Annotated in this window: 20 protein-coding genes; 10 read left to right on the forward strand and 10 right to left on the reverse strand. The window is 60.0% G+C overall.

Going from position 1 to position 20583, the window contains the following annotated elements:
* Positions 1-305 precede the first annotated feature (305 nt).
* A complete protein-coding gene (locus BHE01S_RS34755; RefSeq protein ID WP_042272828.1) occupies positions 306-1142 on the reverse strand; it encodes an alpha/beta fold hydrolase in 837 nt (278 codons plus the stop codon).
* Between the two features lie 617 nt (positions 1143-1759).
* Here BHE01S_RS34755 and BHE01S_RS34760 point away from each other — a divergent pair.
* From BHE01S_RS34760 to BHE01S_RS34770, 3 genes are all read left to right on the forward strand, one after another.
* The gene (locus tag BHE01S_RS34760; RefSeq protein WP_042272830.1) at positions 1760-2641 is read left to right on the forward strand and encodes an RNA polymerase sigma-70 factor; all 882 of its coding nucleotides are present in this window, start codon (positions 1760-1762) and stop codon (positions 2639-2641) included.
* Positions 2642-2790: 149 nt separating this feature from the next.
* Positions 2791-3801 carry a LysR family transcriptional regulator gene (locus tag BHE01S_RS34765; RefSeq protein ID WP_042272832.1) on the forward strand — a complete coding sequence of 337 codons (1011 nt, stop codon included), beginning with the start codon at positions 2791-2793 and terminating at the stop codon, positions 3799-3801.
* A 212-nt stretch (positions 3802-4013) separates the two neighbouring features.
* A complete protein-coding gene (locus tag BHE01S_RS34770; protein ID WP_042272833.1) occupies positions 4014-4526 on the forward strand; it encodes an Ohr family peroxiredoxin in 513 nt (170 codons plus the stop codon).
* 25 nt (positions 4527-4551) lie between these two features.
* On the opposite strand, the gene BHE01S_RS34775 is transcribed toward BHE01S_RS34770, so the two are convergent.
* Positions 4552-5550 (reverse strand): bestrophin family protein, encoded by a 999-nt coding sequence (locus tag BHE01S_RS34775; protein ID WP_042272835.1) that lies wholly within the window; start codon positions 5548-5550, stop codon positions 4552-4554.
* Between the two features lie 300 nt (positions 5551-5850).
* Here BHE01S_RS34775 and BHE01S_RS34780 point away from each other — a divergent pair, with 300 nt between their 5' ends.
* Positions 5851-6330, forward strand: a complete 480-nt coding sequence (locus BHE01S_RS34780) for a carboxymuconolactone decarboxylase family protein (protein ID WP_042272837.1) — start codon at positions 5851-5853, stop codon at positions 6328-6330.
* Positions 6331-6441: 111 nt separating this feature from the next.
* The gene (locus BHE01S_RS34785) at positions 6442-6801 is read left to right on the forward strand and encodes a cupin domain-containing protein (RefSeq protein WP_245639954.1); all 360 of its coding nucleotides are present in this window, start codon (positions 6442-6444) and stop codon (positions 6799-6801) included.
* A gap of 76 nt (positions 6802-6877) precedes the next feature.
* On the opposite strand, the gene BHE01S_RS34790 is transcribed toward BHE01S_RS34785, so the two are convergent.
* Positions 6878-7756 carry a LysR family transcriptional regulator gene (locus tag BHE01S_RS34790; protein WP_042272841.1) on the reverse strand — a complete coding sequence of 293 codons (879 nt, stop codon included), beginning with the start codon at positions 7754-7756 and terminating at the stop codon, positions 6878-6880.
* 108 nt (positions 7757-7864) lie between these two features.
* Between BHE01S_RS34790 and BHE01S_RS34795 the strand changes: the two genes are divergently transcribed.
* Complete coding sequence (locus BHE01S_RS34795) at positions 7865-8614, forward strand: SDR family NAD(P)-dependent oxidoreductase (RefSeq protein WP_042272842.1); 750 nt, start codon at positions 7865-7867, stop codon at positions 8612-8614.
* An 18-nt stretch (positions 8615-8632) separates the two neighbouring features.
* On the opposite strand, the gene BHE01S_RS34800 is transcribed toward BHE01S_RS34795, so the two are convergent.
* The 4 genes from BHE01S_RS34800 to BHE01S_RS34810 all read right to left on the reverse strand — a co-directional run bounded on the left by BHE01S_RS34800 (position 8633) and on the right by BHE01S_RS34810 (position 12898).
* Entirely contained in the window at positions 8633-9205 is a 573-nt protein-coding gene (locus BHE01S_RS34800; protein WP_042272869.1) for a YbhB/YbcL family Raf kinase inhibitor-like protein, read from the reverse strand.
* Between the two features lie 195 nt (positions 9206-9400).
* Positions 9401-10333, reverse strand: coding sequence for an MBL fold metallo-hydrolase (locus BHE01S_RS34805; protein WP_042272844.1), 933 nt, complete (start codon positions 10331-10333; stop codon positions 9401-9403).
* 536 nt (positions 10334-10869) lie between these two features.
* The gene (locus BHE01S_RS39625) at positions 10870-10992 is read right to left on the reverse strand and encodes a hypothetical protein (protein ID WP_281177785.1); all 123 of its coding nucleotides are present in this window, start codon (positions 10990-10992) and stop codon (positions 10870-10872) included.
* A gap of 1015 nt (positions 10993-12007) precedes the next feature.
* Positions 12008-12898: a LysR family transcriptional regulator gene (locus BHE01S_RS34810; RefSeq protein WP_042272846.1), complete on the reverse strand. Its 891-nt coding sequence runs from the start codon at positions 12896-12898 to the stop codon at positions 12008-12010.
* A gap of 155 nt (positions 12899-13053) precedes the next feature.
* Between BHE01S_RS34810 and BHE01S_RS34815 the strand changes: the two genes are divergently transcribed.
* Positions 13054-14607, forward strand: coding sequence for an MFS transporter (locus tag BHE01S_RS34815; RefSeq protein WP_042272848.1), 1554 nt, complete (start codon positions 13054-13056; stop codon positions 14605-14607).
* A 444-nt stretch (positions 14608-15051) separates the two neighbouring features.
* Here BHE01S_RS34815 and BHE01S_RS34820 read toward each other — a convergent pair whose 3' ends face one another.
* Positions 15052-16194 carry an MFS transporter gene (locus tag BHE01S_RS34820; protein WP_245639950.1) on the reverse strand — a complete coding sequence of 381 codons (1143 nt, stop codon included), beginning with the start codon at positions 16192-16194 and terminating at the stop codon, positions 15052-15054.
* Positions 16195-16385: 191 nt separating this feature from the next.
* Between BHE01S_RS34820 and BHE01S_RS34825 the strand changes: the two genes are divergently transcribed.
* Entirely contained in the window at positions 16386-17315 is a 930-nt protein-coding gene (locus BHE01S_RS34825) for a LysR family transcriptional regulator (RefSeq protein ID WP_042272852.1), read from the forward strand.
* A gap of 228 nt (positions 17316-17543) precedes the next feature.
* Here the strand turns inward: BHE01S_RS34825 and BHE01S_RS38250 are convergent, their stop codons facing one another.
* Both BHE01S_RS38250 and BHE01S_RS34830 read right to left on the reverse strand, forming a co-directional pair.
* Positions 17544-17954: a hypothetical protein gene (locus BHE01S_RS38250; protein WP_157025841.1), complete on the reverse strand. Its 411-nt coding sequence runs from the start codon at positions 17952-17954 to the stop codon at positions 17544-17546.
* Between the two features lie 343 nt (positions 17955-18297).
* Positions 18298-18774 carry an Lrp/AsnC family transcriptional regulator gene (locus tag BHE01S_RS34830; protein ID WP_042272853.1) on the reverse strand — a complete coding sequence of 159 codons (477 nt, stop codon included), beginning with the start codon at positions 18772-18774 and terminating at the stop codon, positions 18298-18300.
* 123 nt (positions 18775-18897) lie between these two features.
* Here BHE01S_RS34830 and BHE01S_RS34835 point away from each other — a divergent pair, with 123 nt between their 5' ends.
* Both BHE01S_RS34835 and BHE01S_RS39410 read left to right on the forward strand, forming a co-directional pair.
* Positions 18898-20028, forward strand: a complete 1131-nt coding sequence (locus tag BHE01S_RS34835; protein WP_042272871.1) for a branched-chain amino acid ABC transporter substrate-binding protein — start codon at positions 18898-18900, stop codon at positions 20026-20028.
* Entirely contained in the window at positions 20025-20582 is a 558-nt protein-coding gene (locus BHE01S_RS39410; protein WP_042272855.1) for a peptide deformylase, read from the forward strand. Before BHE01S_RS34835 ends, BHE01S_RS39410 begins: the two co-directional genes overlap by 4 nt.
* The last annotated feature ends 1 nt before the right edge of the window (position 20583 follow it).

Below are 20583 nucleotides of genomic sequence, written 5' to 3' on the forward strand. Positions count from 1 at the left end.
AAAGCTGTCCCACAACGCGCCGCACAGGTAATGACCGCTTTCTGGTGGAAAACGGCCGTCCTGCGTTCGGGGCACTTCTTGAACAAAGCGTCCTGATCCTCCTGGTGGATCGTTCATCTGTGGCCCGTTGAGCAAGCCCGCCCGCCTGCGGAAGTAGCTGCCCGTATCGAGTCCCACCGGCCGCGGTGCCGCTGTATGCGTGGAGACGCAGTCAGTCGAGTATGGCGTCGATTCCGTCGCGCAAATCAACAGCGCAAACGCTGTTGCGCCAGTAAGCCCGCCATGGCAGGCCTAGATTGCAGCCATCATGCCTGGACGAAGGCGAGGAGATCCGCGTTGAGGACGTCTGAATTGACGGTCAACATGCCATGCGGAAAAGTCGGGTATGTCTTCAGCGTGCCATTCTTTAGCAGCTTGATCGACTTTAGTGCCGCATCGGAGATCGGTACGATCTGATCGTCGTCTCCGTGCAATACAAGCGTGGGCACTGCAATCGCCTGAAGATCCTCTGTCTGATCGGTCTCAGAAAAGGCTTTGATGCCCTCATAGTGTGCCTTGGCGCTGCCCATCATCGCCTGCCGCCACCAGTTCTGGACCACGCCTTGATATACGGTCGCACCGGGGCGATTGAATCCATAGAACGGACCAGCAGCGACATCCAGGAAGAACTGGGCTCGATTGTCGGCAAGCGCTTTCCGGAAGCCGTCGAAAACCTCGATCGGAAGACCTTCAGGATTGGCTTCGGTTTTGAGCATGAGCGGAGGCACGGCACTGACGAGGACGGCCTTGGCTACGCGTCCCGCGCGCTGTCCGTGTTTCGCCACATAACGAGTTGCCTCTCCGCCCCCTGTTGAATGGCCGATATGCACTGCGTTGTACAGGTCGAGTGATTCGACAACAGCAAAAGCATCGGCAGCGTAATGGTCCATATCATGCCCGCCCGAGACCTGCGACGAACGGCCATGACCGCGCCGGTCATGTGCGATTACGCGGTAGCCTTGCTCGAGGAAAAAGAGCATCTGCGTATCCCAGTCGTCGGAAGATAGCGGCCAACCGTGATGGAAGACAATGGGCTGCGCGTCTTTTGGGCCCCAGTCCTTGTAGAAAATCTCGACATTGTCCTTTGTGGTGACGTACGGCATGGTGATGCTCCTTGACATGATCGCGGGAATAACCGGCCGTCATGATCCGGCTCCCGCGCGGCAGAAGTCACCCTCCAGCAAAGAATCGCGAAGAGTGAACGAAACAAAACGATGCAAAACAGACGTTGTGACGGAAAAGCTAGCCGTCTGAAACAGACTAACAGTCCTGCAACGTATTTGAACCATGCCGAATGTTGCTATACGGGAAACACGGTGTGCTGTTCGGGCGCGCTACCGCTCGCTCCACGCCGTATCTACGATTTGTTTCACAGTTCGTTATCCGGAATATCGAAAACATCGGCCGGAATGACTGTGTTTTCAGCAACCCAATCCAAGGATCAGGCTGTGAAAGAGGGCAATATTCGCGAGCGCGAACTGGCGGTTTCGCCTGCCGATGCGACGCATCGGCGCCGGCCGGTTTGCGTAGCAAAATACGAGTATTCGGTCGCTTTCTGTGAAACGCATATGGACGCACGCATCGAGCCGCCGTTCCCTGGCTGTTCGACGGCATGCCGGCGGCGATTGCTATTGCCCGCGCGATCGCCGCGTTCGTGGCAATATGCGGCTTTCGGGTATCCGCTCGCCCGGCATGGGATTTCACTCAGGGGATCGTATTTATGGACGACGAAACCTGCGTCTTCAATGACCTGCGCCCTCGATTGCAGAAAATCGCGTATCGAATGCTCGGATCGGTGGCAGAGGCCGAAGACGTCGTGCAGGACGTCTGGCTGCGCTGGTTCGCGGCAGACCGCGGAGCGATCGAAAATGGTGAGGCATGGCTGGTCGCGGTCGCGACGCGCTTATCCATCGATCGCCTGCGCGCTGCGAAAGTTCAGCGCGAATACTACACGGGCATATGGTTGCCGGAACCGGAGATGACTGACTCCCCGACTACGCCGGAGCAGGCCAAAGAGCGTGCCGATGAAGTGTCCGTCGCGTTTCTGCTGCTGCTCGAGCGGCTTACGCCCGAGGCGCGCGCGGCGTTCCTTCTGCGCGAGGTATTCGACGCCGATTACTCAGAGGTCGCGCTGGCCATTGGCAAGAGCGAGGCAGCGTGCCGTCAGCTTGTCAGCCGCGCAAAAACGCAACTCCGCGACGAGCGACCACGCTATTCTGTCTCGCGCGAAACGCACCGGCGGCTGCTGGAGGGTTTCGCACAGGCAATTCAATGCGGTGACTTCCATGCAATCAACGCGCTTCTCTCCGAGGACGCCATCCTGATTGCCGATGGCGGTGGCAAGGTAACAAGTTTTCCGGAGCCGATGGTGGGCGGCAGGCGCATTGCGCAGCTCTTCTATGCGACGCATTTGCGCTTTCATAGCGAAATGCAGCTCAAGCTCGTGCTGCTCAACGGCGAATGGGCGCTGCTGCGCTATTGCGAAGGTCAGCTCGAATCCGCGCAGTCGTTCGAGACGGACGGAGATCGAATCGTTCGCATACATGTGCAGCGCAACCCCGAGAAGTTGGCACGTATTGCAGCCGTGCACGGCAACGGCTGATTCCGCGCGTTGCGCACGCGCACCGGTGACGCGGTGCGTGGCACCGAAGCGCGCGAAATGCGCCGCGCACCGAAAAAACCTCCGGCCTTGCGTCACAACGGCATGCGTTGGCACGTCTAGTCATCAGGGACACTACGATTCTCGCTTCCATGACAGACTATTCATCGCGCCCATCAGGCGGCCCTGACGACCCGTTGGCAAGCAGCTTCGCAACCAGCTATGCCGGCGTTGTATCGTTTCTCGCAGTCGCGAATGAAGGCAGCTTCGCACGTGCGGGCGACCGCCTGGGCATTGGCCGCTCCTCGGTGAGCCGCAATGTGCAGAAACTCGAAGCCCAACTCGACGCGCGCCTTTTCCAGCGTACAACGCGCAGCACGTCGCTCACGCGCGAGGGCGAACTCTTCTACGAGAACTGCCAGCCGGGTCTTGCGCGCATTGCACAGGCGCTCGAAGACATGCGGGAACTGCGTAACGGGCCGCCGCGCGGCCATTTGCGCATCGCCTCGACACCGGGCTTCGGGCGCAAGGTTGTTGCGCCGCTGTTGCGGGGTTTCCACGCCCAGTATCCCGACATTTCCCTTGAACTGCTGCTCGGCGACCGACCCACTGATTTCACTTCGGATCGCGTCGACGTGTCGTTTCGCGAAGGACGCATGGAGGACAGTGGCATTGTCGCTCGCCGGTTGATCCCCATGCAGATGATCGTCTGCGCGTCGCCCGCCTATGCACGGGTATATGGTTTGCCACGGCACGTCGCAGACCTGGCCGGCCATCGCTGCATTAATCTGCGGACGGCAACGGGACGCATGAAGGAGTGGGAATTCAAGGTGGATGGCCTTTCGCAACGTTGCCAGCCCATCGCCCTTCACACGTTCAACGATCCCGACCTGGCCCTGGAAGCCGTGCTCGACGGCTTGGGGCTGGCGCAGCTGGCCGCCTACCAGGTGTGCGATCTGCTGCGCGACCAACGGCTCGTTGGCTGCCTCGACCAGCATGCCCCCGATGACGGCGGCCACTACCTCTGCTACCTCAGCCGAAAGCTGCTGCCGGCGCGCATTCGCGTGTTCGTCGACTACATGACAGAGCATACGCGGCTGCTCGACCTCGAGTGTTCGACGCCGCTGGCCATGGCGCAAACGCACGAGCGGCAGCCGGCATGAGGGCAGCGATTGGTGCATGACGGGCAACACAGTGAGTGCACGTCATGCCCTAGCGCAAAAGTCAGCGCATACCTAGCATCGCTGATGGATGGACCGCTCGCGGTGGCAATCTGTAGACGCAAGATTTTCCGGAGCAACGTTATGAGGATCGTCGCAATGAGTGGTACGGGGCCCTCCGATAGCAAGAAGGCGATGACGGGAGCCAGTGTGTTATGAACGAACCCTTGCTGCCCCCGCCTCTGACCTTGCTTGACAAGTACCACGGCAAGGAAGGGCAGACGCTGTATTCGACGACCGTCACCGTAACGGGCGGCGAAGCGGGGCACGGTCGGGCGTCGGGCGTTGCGTGCTCGGACGACGGCCAGTTAGCGGTTGAGCTGCGCCTGCCTGAAGCATTGGGCGGCCACGGGGGCGGCACAAACCCGGAGCAGCTTTTCGCAGCGGGCTATGCGGCCTGCTTTCATGGCGCCCTGAATCTGTTCGCCGCGCGCGCCGGAATCGTGCTCGCTGACAGCGCAGTGGATGTCACGGTCCAGTTCAGGCGTGATCCGGTGGATGGACTTTTCGTGCTCAAGGCGCACACACACGTGCGTTTGCCGGGCGTGGAGCGCTCGCTCGCCGAGTGGCTCGTTCGCGAAACGGAGCGCTTCACGCCCTACACAAAGATGGCGCGGCAGGGAATCGAGAATGTCGTGGCGCTCGCCCCTCCAGAAGATACCCGCTGAGTCTCCCGGCTTCGCGTCCGGGATGCTACATCGCAATTGTTCCCTGCTTGAGATTCTCTGGCTGCTCGCCCAGCATCGATCGCAAATCGCGCTCGATCTGCGCGCACAACGTTGAAATCGGCACGTCGTTCGCGCTTCCCTCAAACGGATTCTCCGTGCTGTCGCCAACCTGTTCGAGCGACGTATACATCCACGATACGGCCACGCTGCATGGTACAACGAGCCATATCATGTTCCCCTGCATGAAGCCGCTTACGCCTTCGTTGAGCTTGTCGAATTCGTGGAGCAAACCAAAAGGAAAAAAGAGGCAGAAGAAGCGGACGAATAACGCGCTTACGGTAGCGTACTGGCGAGGATACGGGAAATTTTTCAACTGCTCCGCCTTTGCCTGCAATGTAATGAAATCTCCAAGCGTATGGTGTAGCTCAAGATAGAAAGACAAATTCAATTCCCCAGCCGCGTGGCGTTCTTTCAGGAACGCACTTTGGCTGCCCAGCAGGGCAGTCGCCGCATTTGGGGCGCCGAGCGTGTGCGAGGCTTCTGCTGGGGACAAATATCTGTGCAGCGTTTCTTGAAGATTTCCTTCCCATTCCGGGACCTCGTAATGCTGACGGAATTCGACGTTGTATCCTTTTCCCATGTTTTCCCATACACGCGGGCGGCGCAGCGCGTAGCGCAATGCGGTGAGCCATGCGAGATGTCGCGCGATTAGCTCACGGCTGACTCTGATGTCGTTCGGGAAATTGCGGGCGAGCTGTCCCCAGCGCAGGCTTGCGCTCCTGATGCCCGTCCAGATGTCCAGCGCGTCCATTGCCCTGTTGTATGTCTGGACGTTCTTGAAACCAACGATGAATGACGTGGCGGTGCCAAGCAGCAACACGATCGTGAGCGGCACCGACAGCCATGTCATTCTGAAAAACTTGAACAGGATCACGGGCAGCGTGCCCCAGATCGCGAGCGCATAGAGTTGTCTGCGGGTCCAGAATAGAAATTCGGATAACGTATAGGATTTGCCGAGATGCATGTCGTAATGGCCTCACGACGTGGTGAATGATCAGGTGCGGGGAGACCACACGATGCATTCTCTCCCCACTTGCATAAGACGTTCGGTGCGCGCGTCGTGTGACATCGAAGCAGCGATGGTTGTTGGCCCGAGTATGCGGTCAAAGACGCGACGCGATTGATGCGCAAAAGACAACATGATGGAGCCGCGCATCGTGCTACCGAAACGTGCTGCGTCGGACTACGATGCATCAACGCAACGATCCTCGTCCGACATCTCAATCAGTCGAAATTTGATCATCGTCTACATAAGGAGAAGCGCATGACGCAGCGTATCAACTATATTCAACAGTCGCCGGAACTCTTCAGGAAGTACATGGAATTCAGCAATCAGCTGAAAGAGAGCGTGATCGAGGAGTCGATTCGCGACCTCGTTTCGATGCGCGCTTCGCAAATCAACGGCTGCGGTTTCTGCGTTGACATGCACGTGAAAGAAGCGCGCATGCACGGCGAGCGCGAACTGCGCGTTCATCATCTGCCGATATGGCGCGAGTCCACACTTTTCTCGCCGCGTGAGCGCGCCGCCCTCGCATGGACTGAAGCGCTGACGGAATTGAACGCATACGGCGTCGCCGACGATATCTACGAGCGTGTACGCACGCAGTTCTCGGAGAAAGAGCTTTCAGACCTGACCTTCGACGTCATGGCTATCAATGGCTGGAACCGCGCGAATATCGCGTTCAGGACCGTGCCAGGTTCGGCGGACAAGGCATTCGGCCTCGACAAGGCCAACCTGACCTGACCCCCCCGTACCTTGTTATCACAACCGGCCCGCCTATGCGGGCCGTTTCACTGGAGCGTCATCATGTCCGGGTTTAAACGTATCGTAATCGCCGCGTTTCTCGTTACGCAGATGCTTGTATGTTGCGCCCGGGCCTCGCCCCCGCTCGCTATCGTCACCCCTGTCATGACCATTCCCCTCAAGGACTACCCGGGCAAGGAAGCGCTGATGATCAGCGTGGAATATCCGCCGGGTGCCGTGGATCCCGTGCACAGGCATAACGCCGATGCCTTCGTCTACGTGCTGGAAGGCTCGATTGTCATGCAGGTGAGGGGCGGCAAGCAGGTTACGCTCTCGCCGGGACAGACTTTCTACGAAGGCTTGAATGACGTCCACACGGTTGGGCACAATGCGAGCCAGACGAAGCCGGCTAAATTTATCGTACTGCTGCTCAAAGACAAGGGCGCACCGCTCCTCGTGCCGGCGAAATGAACGACGCCTCCCTGGCGTGATTCGAATGCAGCGCGACGGCATCCGATGGCGCTGCGCGCCGGGGCGACGGGATACTTCATTTCGAGAGTTGCGCCGTAACGAAATCGACGAATACGCGCGCACGCGTCGGCATGTTCCTGCCGAAAGCGTGAATAGCGTGCACGGGGACGCGCGCGAGCGCCTGATTGGGTAGTACGGCCTGCAGCCTCCCGGCGGCGAGATCGTCCCGTACGGCGATTTCCAGTATTTGGGCGATACCCAGTCCGTTCAATGCCGCCACGCGCATTGCCTCACCGTTATCAGCGTCGAACCTGCCTTCGACGGAGCTGGACGTTCCATCGGCGAAGATCAAGGGGTACGGTCGGCCATTGAGCCGGTAGCGCACATGCCGATGTGCAGCGAGATCCGCAGCAACACGCGGTGATCCCCGCTCGCGCAGATATGCCGGCGCCGCAACCAACACCAGTCGAAGACTGGTGATCGGCAGCGCATGCAGGCCGCTGTCTTCCAGCCATCCCGCCCTGATCGCGATATCGATGCGATCGCGGATCAGGTCGGCATGATGGTCGCTGACGCTCACGTCGAGTGCGAGTTCCGGGTGGTTTGGCAGGAGTTCCCGCGTGACGGGATCGAGCAAAAAGCGACCCAGTTCGCCAGGCAGGCTTACACGCAGTCTTCCCGCGGCGGCGGCCGGCGATCGCAATACTTCTTCGGCGCCCTCCAGGCCGCGCATCAGCGGGGCAATGCGCTCATAAAACGCCTGACCTTCAATCGTCAGAACGGAGGTTCTAGTCGAGCGCTGAAATAACGTGACGCCCAGGCGCTTTTCGAGCCTTGCCACGCTTTTTGACACGGCCGACGTCGTCGTACCCAAAGATTGCGCCGCAACGGTGAACGAGCCCGTCTCGACGGAGCGAACGAACGCGGGAAGGCCGCTAAATTTATCCACGGACATGATGACAAAGTGGAAAGAGTGAAATGACCTACGAGTGACTTCAACCCACCAGAAGCCGTTGCTAAATTCTGGCTCTACGCCGGACAGGCGCAATATAGCGGAGAAAACATGAATCGACTCGCAAACAAGGTTGCTGTTGTTACCGGCGCAAATAGTGGAATCGGATTGGCCACGGCCAGGCTGCTGATTGAAGAGGGTGCGAATGTCATTATGGTGGGCCGACGCCCGGATGCCGTCAATGCGGCCGTGGCCGAACTTGGCGACCGGGCGATCGGACTGACGGGAGATCTCGCGAACCCGAAAACGCACGACGAAGTGGCCGCGCTAGTGTCGAAGCGCTTTGGAGGAATCGACATATATTTCGCGAACGCGGGAGTGAATACTATCGAAGCATCGAACGAGGTGAGCGAAGACTCCTATGACCGTCATTTCGCGACAAACACCAAAGCAATTTTCTTCGGGGTACAGAAGATCACGCCGCTCATGAAAGAGCGTGGTGCCATTCTATTGACGAGTTCGATCGCGAGTTCGAAAGTGTTCGAAGGACATGCAGTCTACGCGGGTACGAAGGCCGCAATCGAAGCCTTCGCGCGGAGTTGGGCTTTGGAGCTTCAGGCGCGCGGCATTCGCGTGAATGTACTGAGTCCCGGGCCGGTCGACACGCCAATACTGACGAAGCTGGGTATCGCGCATGACGAGCGACCGGCGTTCGAGGCTGCCGTCGCAGGGCGTATTCCGCTAGGCCGCCTCGGACTTCCTGAAGAACTCGCACGCGCGGCGCTCTTTCTCGTGAGTGACGAGGGCAGCTTCGTCAACGGCGTCAATTTGCGTGTCGACGGTGGCATGTCGCTCAATTGATAGCACCCATGGCGCGGCTCATTTCGCCGCGCTTTGGTAGGTCGCGACATAGCGAGCCCGAGCGATGATCTTCCCGTGCATTTGAAACGCAACGAGTGCGGGGCTAGATGCCGGGCTCACGTCGATATGCGGGACATCGAGTGCATACGCGGTGACGATATAACGATGTGGCTTGCCTTGTGGTGGACACGGTCCGCCATACTTCGACTGGCCGAAGTCGGTCAGCGTTTCGGTGACCCCGGGCGGCAGCAGATTCACGTTGCCGGAGGCGCCCTTTTGCAGAGATGTCTGCGAGGGCGGTATGTTGACAACAGCCCAATGGGTCCAGCCGAGACCGCCCGTCGGCGCGTCGGGGTCATGAATCGTCACGACGATGCTGCGAGTACCGGCTGGCGCGTTTGACCATGTCACGTGCGGTGACACATTCTCGCCGTGGCAGCCGAATCCGCTGAACACTTGTTCATTCCCGAAACGGCCGTGATCCAGATCGGCAACTTTCAGCGCAAACGTTTCGGCGGTCGCGACGCCGGGCAGCGTTGCGAATAGCGCGCAAGCGCAAACAGCTTTTCGTGGCATGGGAAGGGATCGCATGGCAGGCTCCTGTGGATGGAAGGGCTCCGCGCGCCGCGTGCGCACGTGGAGATAGCAGTCATGCTCGAAGAAATTCAGGTGCAGGTAACGCTTAACGACAGTGTCATGCACGGGATGCGCACCAGTCGCTTCCGGATACGGAAAGTGAGTCCCGATCGCTGAGGGCGAGGATCGATTGTCCGGTATCAGTGTAAATTAGTAGTCCCACGTAACAGGAACAAATCGAAAACCATCGCCGTTCCTTGCAATGTGTCCGATGGATGGGAACGCGACGTGCGCTGCGGCAAGCAAAGCGCCTGTTTCCGCGGCTTCGTTGAACAGCGCGAGACGCACGTCCACTGCACCTTCAGGATCATGCTCGAAGCCATTTTGCCAATCCGGATTGTCGAAGTTGACTTCGAAAATCGCATCTCCTACGAACGTTAGCTTCTCGCCGTTTGATGTGACGTCCACGACGCAGTGCCCCGGTGTGTGCCCGCCCGTCACGCGCGCCGACACGCCCGGTGCGACTTCGACTGCCTGATCGAACTGCACGATATTCTCGCGGTAGAGTTCCACGAACTTCGCAGCAGCCTTGCGTAGCGCAGGCGGAACCGTCTCCGGCATCACCGTCTTGCTGAAGTCCGGGTTTTTCCAGAACTCTACTTCCGAGGCCGACACGTGAATGCGCACGTCCGGGCGTAGCCTGGCCTTGACGCCATCGACGTTCAAGCCGCCAACGTGATCCATATGCATGTGCGTAATCACGATGTCAGTGATTGCAGCAAGGTCGATACCTGCCGACTCCAGGCGCACTACTGACTGTCCGGCCCGCGTGAAGTATTCGAAACCATCACCCACGCCCGAGTCGATCAGAATGAGCTGTCCGCCGCTACGCACGAGCGCAATATTCAGCGCCCAGTCGAACATGTCTCGTTGCAGGAAACGGCCATCGAACCATTCGTTGCGATCCGCTTCGCTCACATTGGTGGACATGGTGGAGGTGGGCAGCGGTAGAACGCCATCGCTAATCAATACGACATCGATGTCACCCACGCGCACGGCGTAACGGGAAGGTACGAGTTCAGCTGAACCCTGTTTGCCCAGGTTGGAAGTAACGGGCTGCACATTGTGAGTTGTCTTGCTCATAATCCATTGTCCTATTGCTTCAGTTGGGGGGATCCGGTACACGCGGCGCGGTTCACGAGCGACCACGCGTTTTGCGTGTGTCGCTTTGCTCGCAATTCAAGCGAGCGTGTGACGCATTGTAGTGAGGGACGGGCGAGTGCCGGTAGGATCGCGAGTGCGTATGCCATGTTGTCTGGACGGCAACAATCCAGGTCGGACAGCCGGCGAAATACAATGCCAGCGACAGAACATCTGACTTAATTCGGGTTCTATCTGCCAGATGTGTCGCGAGAAGCAAGTGATCGAACGGGCGCAAAATGGTGCTTGACGGCAAACTCGATGACCCGTGGCGGGCTGCTCGATCTTGTCATCTGACACGTGGACGAATCATGCACGCTAGCACAGGGTCCGGGAAAGGTGGCCATGGTTCGCATCATGCGTGATGTGTGCGGACCGCATAATTCAGTGTCAAAAAGCCTTTTCGGACGGACACGGACGGTTCTGCGCTCAAACCCTGCAATGCACGCCTCGATTGCTGTAAGGTCGAATGGCACCCTCTAGCGGCCCAGATGGCTTGAGTTAATGGCCGACTGGTGCGGCAGCGGCCTGTTGCCGAGCTCATTGCGTTCTTCCTCAACGTCGATAAGCCGCTTGCGCGGCAGATCCCAGTCTCGCTTCATGGTGGTTCCTTTCCCGAACGCTCGGATTCGTGATGGGCCGGGGCGCGCCATGACCAGAAGATACGGCGGTCCGCATGGCGGCGGTTGGAAACTGCTTCCCGACGATGTTGTGCGTTTCCTCCGCGAGCGAACGTCGATTGACAGCGCAGCAAAACTCAGGAAGACTTACCCGCATGAATGCCTCTATCCGCATCACTATCGTAATCATGAACCGTGTGGCCATCCGACGCGATGGGCTACCGGGGGCGTGTGTGCGTTAGGGCAGGCAGGATTCAGACACAAAGCCTCACCGGAAACGGATGAGGCTTTTTTGTTGAATGCGGCTTCTCCGTTTGATTGTTTTCCAACGGAGACCAGCATGACCGACAGCTCTTCCTGCCTCACTTCCTGCAACAGGTTGCCCGGCGGATCATCAACGTACCCTGACGGATCAATCCGTCGCGTTGTCGTTCATTTCGAACTCTATCCGGGCCAGACATTGTCGTGGTGCGTAGAGCGGAATGCCGAGCTTGGTACCTACGCTTCACGGGTTCGAGTCATCTGGCACTTCCTGCCACACAGCCGCTGGCTTCAGCCAGGCGAGGTCCTGCGCCTTCCTCGTGGCGAACGCATCTGGGTCCGCAATGACGGAATGCGGAAAGTAGAGATTGCGGTATCGACTGATCCGGTGTGCCGTCGGGCTGGACGATACGCTCGCTGGTTGTCGCTTCTGACTGAGTTCGGAGCGCGTCTGTCGCTGCTCCGCGCGCGCTGCTGAAAGCGACGTAAAGTGTTGGCGCCAGCCGGTAATGTGTTGTCATGCATTGTGTGACGGCACTGTCATGCTCGGGATACGGTAAAAAAAAGAAACGGCGTGCACGGTGGGCGCGCCGCGCCCGTATTGTCTTCAACGCGCCGCGTGCCTGAATGCACGGGCACGGCTCTCATGCAGAAGGCGTAACCCGTCCCGTAGCCGCCGTTCACAGGTGGCGCACATAGCGGCCGCTCACAAAGTGCAACTGCCGTTGCGCGCTAGTTACGGCTCCGAAAACAGGCGCTCGCACATGAAATCCACGAACACGCGCAACTTGGGCGAAAGTTGCCGGCTCGACGGCCACAAGATTGAGAATTGCCCGGGCGTAATCGAGAGTGTGCCAAGTACTGGGACGAGCGCGCCGCTAGCAAGCGCGTCACGGGCAAGAAAGTCCGGCATGAAGCCAATGCCGAAGCCCGCGATTACCGCGCCGCGTAGCGCCTCCATGTTGTTGCAGGTCATCGCGGTGTGAAGGTTCGGCGGCTCGCCCTCATCCGCCGCGAGTCCCCATGGCTGCAGTTTGCCTGTAGTGGGGAAGCGGTAGCGCACGCAGTCGTGCGTCGCCAGGTCGTCGAGCGTGCGCGGGAGGCCGGCGCGCGCCTCGTAATCAGGCGACGCGCACAGCACGAAGCGGAACGGACCGAGCCGGCGCGACATCAGGCTTGAGTCCGAAAGCATGCCGCTGCGGATCACGGCGTCGAATCGGCCTTCCACGACATCCACCAGCCGGTCGTTGAAATCGAGGTCCAACTCGATGTCCGGATAGAGCGCGCTGAATGCGGGCAGCACTGGCAGCAGGAAGCGGTAGCCGATTACCGGCAGGCTCACGCGTAGCAGTCCGCGCGGCCTTTGTGCGGCCTCCGACAGTACAGCCTCCGCGTCATGCAGCTCCCCGAGAATCCGTTGACAGCTATCGTGGAAGTACTGCCCTTCATTAGTGAGCGTGACGCGGCGCGTGGTTCGATGAAAAAGACGAACCCCGAGGGAGTGTTCGAGCTTCGCAATCGTCTTGCCGACTGCCGATGCGGATATTCCGAGCTTGTGTCCGGCCGCAACGAAACTGAGTGTCTCGGCGGCATACACGAATGTAACGATGCCGTTCAGGTTGTCCATGCCGGTTCGGCTCCTTCTGATTCGCATGATTGCGGAATTGAAATCCGCTATTTGCGGAAATGTACATCGTTTTTGATGGATTGAATCCAGATTATCGTTCGTCTCTCAGCCGGCGCATTGTGATGTGATGCGTTGGCGTTAGACAAGGAGCGGTGATGAATTCACAGAATCCCCCCAACGCGACAGGGCGGCTCGCCGTGCTCGCGGCCGTCTGCATGGCCGCTCTAGCGCTGCCGCTTGCATTTTCCGGTGGTGCGGTCGCGACTCCCGCCATCGGCCGCGACCTCGGGGGTGACCCCGTCACGGTGAGCTGGATTACCAACGCATTCATGCTCGCGTTTGGTAGTCTGTTGATGGCGGCGGGCACGCTCGCAGACCGTTTCGGCCGCAAGCGGCTGTTTGCGTGCGGCGTCGCGGGCTTCACGCTGAGTTCGCTGGCGCTCGGCTTCGCAACGTCGATTGTCATCGTTGATCTGCTGCGCGCAGTACAGGGCGTCGCGGCGGCGGCGGCACTCGCGGGCGGCACTGCTGCGCTTGCGCAGGAGTTTGATGGCCCGGCACGAACCCGCGCGTTCAGCGCGCTGGGCACCACGTTCGGAATCGGCCTCGCTTTCGGGCCGGTGCTCGCCGGCTGGCTGATTGCGCAGTTCGGCTGGCGCGCGATCTTCACGACGGGAGCGCTTGCCGGCCTGCTTACGCTCGGCTTTGGCGTGCCCCGAATGCGCGAGTCGCGCGACCCGCACGCGCGCCGGCTCGATTGGGCGGGTACCACGACATTCACGGCCGCGCTCGCGTGCTTCACGTTTGGCCTGATCGAGGCACCGTCGCGTGGCTGGACGTCGCCGGCCGTCGTCCCGCTGTTCGCCGCGTGCGTCGCATTCGCGATCGCGTTCGTCGTTGTCGAAACGCGCACTGCGCGGCCAATGCTTGACCTGTCACTCTTCCGCTATCCGCGGTTCGTCGGCGTCCAGGTGCTGCCGATCGCGACCTGCTACTGCTACATCGTGCTGCTCGTCGTGCTGCCACTGCGCTTCATTGGCGTGGACGGCTACGACGAGATGCACGCAGGTTGGCTGATGCTCGCACTGTCGGCGCCGATGCTGGTCGTGCCATTCGTCGCGGCGGCGCTGACGCGCTGGATGTCGGCGGGAGCGATCTCGGGTATCGGGCTCATGATTGCTGCGGCGGGCCTCCATGCGCTCGGCGGTGCGCTGCGTGCCGGCGCCGGCGCCGGCACGACCGTGATCGGACCAATGCTTGCTATTGGCTTCGGCGCGGGGCTTCCGTGGGGGCTGATGGATGGTTTGTCGGTGAGCGTCGTGCCGAAGTCGCGCGCGGGGATGGCGACGGGCATCTTTAGCACCACTCGCGTCGCGGGCGAAGGCATTGCGCTAGCGGTCGTGAGCGCGCTGCTCGCAGCGCTGGCGCAGATCAGCCTGCGTACATCAGCGCCGCTCGCACAGCCAGCCGCCGTCGCCGAGGCAGCTGCACGGCTTGCTACGGGAGATATTGCGGCCGCCGCCGAGAGGCTGCCGGGCGTTTCGCATCCGACACTTCAGGTCGCCTATCACACGGCGTTCGGGCATCTGCTTGATGGGCTTACGATCATCACGCTACTTTGCTCGCTCGCGGCCTTCGCTTTCCTGAGCCGGGTTCGCGTACAGGACGAACCGTTCATCACGGAGGCACCTGGGGGAGTTGAGGCATGAACGCTCGCACGCGACAATCGTTGAGGTGGTCGGCATGTTTGGTACGCGGAGGTCCGGGAGCCCTGCTGAGCCAAGCCCTGAATGTCAGGTGTGAGAACTCTGCGGATGACCGTTTGGGGCCGACCGGAGCCCACCAACCGAGTGCGAGGATGATCTCCGGTGAGCGCGCGATGCAAATGGCATACCTCGACCCAATTCGGTCCGTCAGCTTGAGCCGCCCCTAATGGCTGTTCCAGAATTTGCTTCGGACACTGTGGCGCGTAGCGTTGCAAACGCCCGCCGAGCATGACCTGCGGCATGAAAAAAAGGCCGATACGTGTATCGGCCGAACGCGCACGACGTCGGCAAGGCGCCCGCGCGGCGGAGTTCTACTGAGACTACGATGGCATATCTCCTGATGGGAACTGCTACATTTTCACGCCTGCGAACGCACGATTCAGACTGTCAGCGCTCGACGCACCGTGCCTTGCGATCGGGCAATATCTGCAACACCATCGACATGCAGGCGCAACCGGCACCCACGCCACACACGCCGGGCCAATGCCATACGCTCCATGCATAGTTGCCGAGCACCGAGCCCATGGCGCCTCCCGCAAAGCGGATCGTCATATAGATCGTATTCGTGCGACTCATGGCCTGATGGCGAACACGGAGGTTAAGCGCCATATTGGAAACGTGGGCGCTTTGCAAGCCAAGGTCGAGCAGGACCACGCCGACAATCAGCCCGCCGATACTCTCGCCCTTCCAGGCCAGCAGGCCGTAAGACGCAATGAACACGAGTGTTGCAGCAAGGACGATACGGCGCGGGTCGTACGCATCGGTCATCCTGCCAATAGCATATGAACCACACGCGCCGGCAATGCCAACTAAACCGAACAGTCCGGCGGTTTCACTGCCGTAACGGTTGTCGAGACTGTGCAAATGGAATGCGAGCGTCGTCCAGAAGGCGCTGAAGGCAGCGAACTGCAGCGCGGCGACGAAAGACGTTTGCCGCACGACAGGTTCCTCGCGCAGCAGTCGCGCGAGCGAGCCCATTAACGCACGATAGCTGCCCGGGAATGACGGCACGACGCGCGGCGGTCGACGGGCGAGCACAACAGCGACGAGCGCGGTGGCGACGGATGCCGATATATACACGACGCGCCAGCCGAAATGCGCAGCCAACGTCCCGGCTACGGTGCGCGAAGCAAGGATGCCCCCCAACAGGCCCAGCATGACGATGCCAACAGCCCTACCTCTGCCCTCGGGGCCGGCGAGTTGCGCGGCGTAGGGTGTGAGCAATTGCGGTGTCACGCTCATCATGCTCGCCACAAAGCTCGCCGCAATGAGCCACGGCAATGTCGGTGCGGCTGCCATCGCGAGAAGGGCCATGACTGCCACCGACAACGTGATCGCGAACAGCTTGCGACGCTCGACCTTGTCGCCCAGCGGAACGAACAAGACCAGCCCGAGCGCGTAGCCCGCCTGTGCCGCAACGGCCACCGTGCCCGCCTGACGTTCGTTCGTCCCAAAGGTGTGTGCGAGGTCGATCAGCAAGGGCTGGTTGTAGTAGTTGTTGGCGACAACGAGTCCGGCCGAGAGCGCCATGACCCAATAGATCGATTGCCTCATTTGAACTCCCGTGACTTGGATACCCTGGACGTGACACCGCCGCTCGACGCAGTGTTTGCGTCGCTAGTGTTTGCGGGCTGTATGCGTCGGACTGTAGACTATTTCCCAATCTGGAAGTACCCACGTCTAACGGCAATCAGCCTTGCGTATTCCGGAAGGACAATTCGATGGATCGATTCGATGCCATGCAGGTGTTTGTCCGGGTGGTCGAAGCCGGCAGCCTGTCTGCCGCCGCCCGGGCGATTCCGATGTCGCTGACCTCGGTCAGCCGACACATCTCTGCTCTGGAGCAGCAGTTCGGCACGCAGTTGTTGCGCCGCACGACACGCCATACTGCGCTGACTGACGAAGGACGCCTGTTTTACGGGCGTGCGAAGGCCATACTCGCGGATCTCGACGAGATGAGTACCCTGATCGGCGCGAGTCGTAGTGAGCCCTCAGGCCGCTTGCGTATCGCCACCCCGTCGTTGCTCGGGCGCATGCTCATCGCGCCGCTCCTTCCACATTTTCTTGCACAACATCCAGGCGTGTCGGTAGAGATGGTCCTGGTCGACCGCAACGTGAATCTCTCGGAGGAAGATGTTCATGTCGCGATCCGCGTGGGGCGGCTGCCTGATTCGACGCTTGTCGCACGGAAGCTGGGCGAGGTCCGCATGGTGACTTGTGCCGCGCCGTCATATATCGAACGCCGAGGCGCACCGAATTCCCCCAACGAATTGAGTTTGCACGACTGCCTGGTCTTTTCCGACAGCCCCGGCCCCGTTGACTGGCGCTATAGTCATGCTGGTGTGCGACATTCCGCTCGAGTGACGGGGCGGCTCTGGGCGAACGCGCTCGATGTACTCGTGGTGGCCGCGCGCGCGGGTGTGGGCATCATCCGCGCACCATCCTGGCAGGTTGCGGGACTGTGCGAGCAGGGAGAACTGCGACGTATCCTTGCGCAGTACGAACCGAGCCCTGTGGCGGTAAGCGCGCTATATGAACGTGCTCGTCGAACTTCACTGCCGCTACGCGCCTTTCTTGACTTTCTGATCCAATCCCGCGCCATCGTGGATCTCACCGATGCATTCGGTGTGAATGGCTCCACACTAGAGTAGAGATCGACGTACGGCAGAGGTCAGCGGCGCAACGGACGTTCGAGTGTTTCACTTGCACTTCGGGCGAACGGCAGGAACTGGCCGGCCGGCGCCTGACGACGGAGCGTAGCGATCTTCCCGGGCTCGCACCTCATGCAACAGGCATAGCGCGACCCGGAGCAGACCTTCGACTCTCTTAAGAACGGCCGTTCAGAGAGGATTCGATCCCGGACGGAAGGTTCTACCCGACTAGAGGTACTTGAATTTTATGATTTGCACTTTGCTATTGAATCGGGCAGCTTTGAACTGAACTGGCTCTGTGGTGTTTGCAGTTGTGCGCTCCATAATCCACGGAATCGGCCGATACGTCATCGTTCGGCCATTGACAATTAAATCCAGTATCTCGTATTCCGGCACATAGGCATACGTCAAAAATCGTCCACGAGATTGCCACCCCCAATGGCCCGGCACAATTCGCTTAGCTACGACCGTGGCCATTCCGGTCCGCGCTTTCACTCCAGCAAAATTGGCAATCTCGAACAATGCTTTGGCGATACAGGCGACGATGACCGCGTAGAAGAAGAAAAGCACACCTGCGCCACCAAGTTGACCGCGATTCAGTAATGTGAATGGAAGCGACACCATGGTATGCAAAGACACTCTTGAGCTCCAACTTGGTGGAAGAACTGTGCAACGCGCCGACTGGCGCTCGCTCACATACAAGGACTGAGATTCCCCTCGGGTCTGACGGAATTGTCAGCAATCCCGCCTCCCATGTCGTGCGTCCGTTCCTGGCCGAGGCCAGACCGATGTCCTGCATGCCTGAACGCCAGGCTCGATACCGCGTTGGCCCGTAGGCGGTCCCAAGCGGTCGGTCACCCCATCTACCCTGAGTGTCAGTTCAGAGCCACATACCGGCCGTTTTCCTTTCGTAAATGCCGAAAGTCGGTTTTCCGGCTCAGGAATGTGTACTTTCGACCCGAAAGCAGCCAAGCCTCAACTGTCAGATCGGCAACGACAACCCGAACTTCACGCGCGACATGACCACCATCGTTTCGAAATGGCGGATGTTCGGGTTCTGCCGAAATACGCGGTTGGCGAATTCCTCGTAGTGGTCAATGTCGCGCACCGAGATTAGTAGCACGAAGTCGGCCCTCCCGGTTACGACATAGCACTGCATGACTTCGGGCACCTCGTTCAAAAAACGCTTGAATTCATCGAGCAGGTCGAGCCGTTCCCGCTCGACCTGCACCTGTACCCACATCATGATCGGCAAACCGACCTTGTTCGGCGCCAGCACAGAAATGTCCCGCAGGATATAGCCGTCCTCGCGCAAGCGCTTGACGCGCCGCAAGCACGCGGGCGGGCTCAGATTGACCATCGCGGCGAGTGCCTGGTTGCTGATCTGATTGTCTATCTGAAGTTGGGCAAGGATGTGGCGATCGTAATCATCCAGCGGCGACTCGGGTGGCTGGTCCATATTTCGTGTGTACGTTGAAAAATGAAATCCGATTAATCAAACACTGCCTTCGAGAATATTGGATTTCTCGAGGCCTCCATAGAATCGTATCACTGGATGATGCTAGATTTCACGGAGAAAACCATGCGACACCCGCTCCTCACCCATGCGCTCGCGCTGGCGTTTTGCTGCACCGCCGCGCATGCGCAAACCGTCGTCACGATTGGCTATGCCGGCGCGCTCACCGGCGCTCAGGCTCATTTCGGCAAGGACAGCGAACGCGGTATTCGGCTGGCGATCGACGAAATCAACGCGTCGCATCCGGTGATCGGTGGCAAACCCGTGAAGTTCCAGCTCGACGCGCAGGACGACGCGGCCGATCCACGCCTGGCAACTACGGTCGCGCAGCGGTTCGCGGACAGTCGCGTAAGCGCTGTCATCGGTCATCAGAATTCGGGCACGTCAATCGCAGTAGCACGCATCTATGCACAGCAGCGCATTGCCGAACTGACGCCGTCGGCAACCAACCCTGAGTTCACCCGGCTGGGTTTCGATACCACGTTCCGCATGCTGGCCAACGACGATTTCCTCGGAGAAGCGCTCTCGCGCTACGTATCTGGCACGCTGCACGCCAAGCGGGTCGCAGTCATTGACGACCGCACCGCCTACGGCCAGGGTATCGCCGATGTGTTCGCTAAGCAAGCGCAGGCATCCGGCAGCACGATCGTCGCGCGGGAATATACGACCGACAAGGCCTTTGATTTCGCGGCGGTGCTCACTCGTGTAAAAAGCGCCAATCCGCAGGTGCTTTTCTTCGGCGGTATGGACACGCAAGGCGGCCCCATGCTTAAGCAGATGCGCCATTACGCCATCGAGGTGCCGCTCGTCGGAGGCGACGGCCTGTGTACCGCCGAAATGAGCAAGCTCGCGGGCGCAGCGCTTGACGGCAATCTGTATTGTGCTGACGGTGGCCGTAGTCTCGCAAAGATGCCAGGCGGGCCAGCCTTCGCTGCGAAGTTCAAGAAGACCTACAGTGAGCCGGTGCAGCTATACGCGCCCTATGCATATGACGCGATGATGGCCGTCTATCGTGCCGCCGTGCTTGCGCAATCAACCAAGGCGCCGGACATCGTGTCTGCGCTGCATCGCGTCGCTTTCCAAGGCGTCACGGGGCCGATCGCCTTTGACGCCCACGGCGACCTGCGCACGCCCGCCGCCACCATATCCACTTATCACGGAGACGACAAAATGGCTTTGACCGAGGTATCGAAATGACGCGCGAAATTCTTCCGGTCGGCACGCCATCACTGCGCGAAACGGCATCGCCGGTAACCGACTTGAGCGACGTCGCTGTCGTCACCGAAGCGTCTGCCCTGGGAGACGCGATACGCGCCTTTCGCGCCAGGCATGGCTTCGGACGTGCCATCGCAGCGCCGCAGATAGGCATTCGCAAGCGCATGATCGGGCTCGCACTTCCCGGCTGGCCCGAGGTGATCGTCAATCCCGAAATCGTCTGGCAGAGCAAGGAACGCATGACGCTTTGGGACGATTGCATGTGCTTTCCTGACATGCTCGTACGCGTCGAGCGCTTCGCTTCGATTTCGGTGCGGTTCACCGATCTCGCCGGCGTGGTGCACCTGAAGGAACGCCTGAACCGGGCAGACGCCGAGTTGATGCAGCACGAGATCGACCATCTGGACGGCAAGCTCTCGTTCGACCGCGCGGTAGGGGCCAATCCGGTCGTGCACCGCAGCGTCTTCGAGGCTGCCCGCGCCGACTTTGCACGCGAAGTCGACTATTTCCCCCAACCTGTACGGGATCTTTCATGAC

Origin of the sequence: Paraburkholderia heleia NBRC 101817, assembly GCF_000739775.1 — a bacterium.
GTDB lineage: Bacteria > Pseudomonadota > Gammaproteobacteria > Burkholderiales > Burkholderiaceae > Paraburkholderia > Paraburkholderia heleia.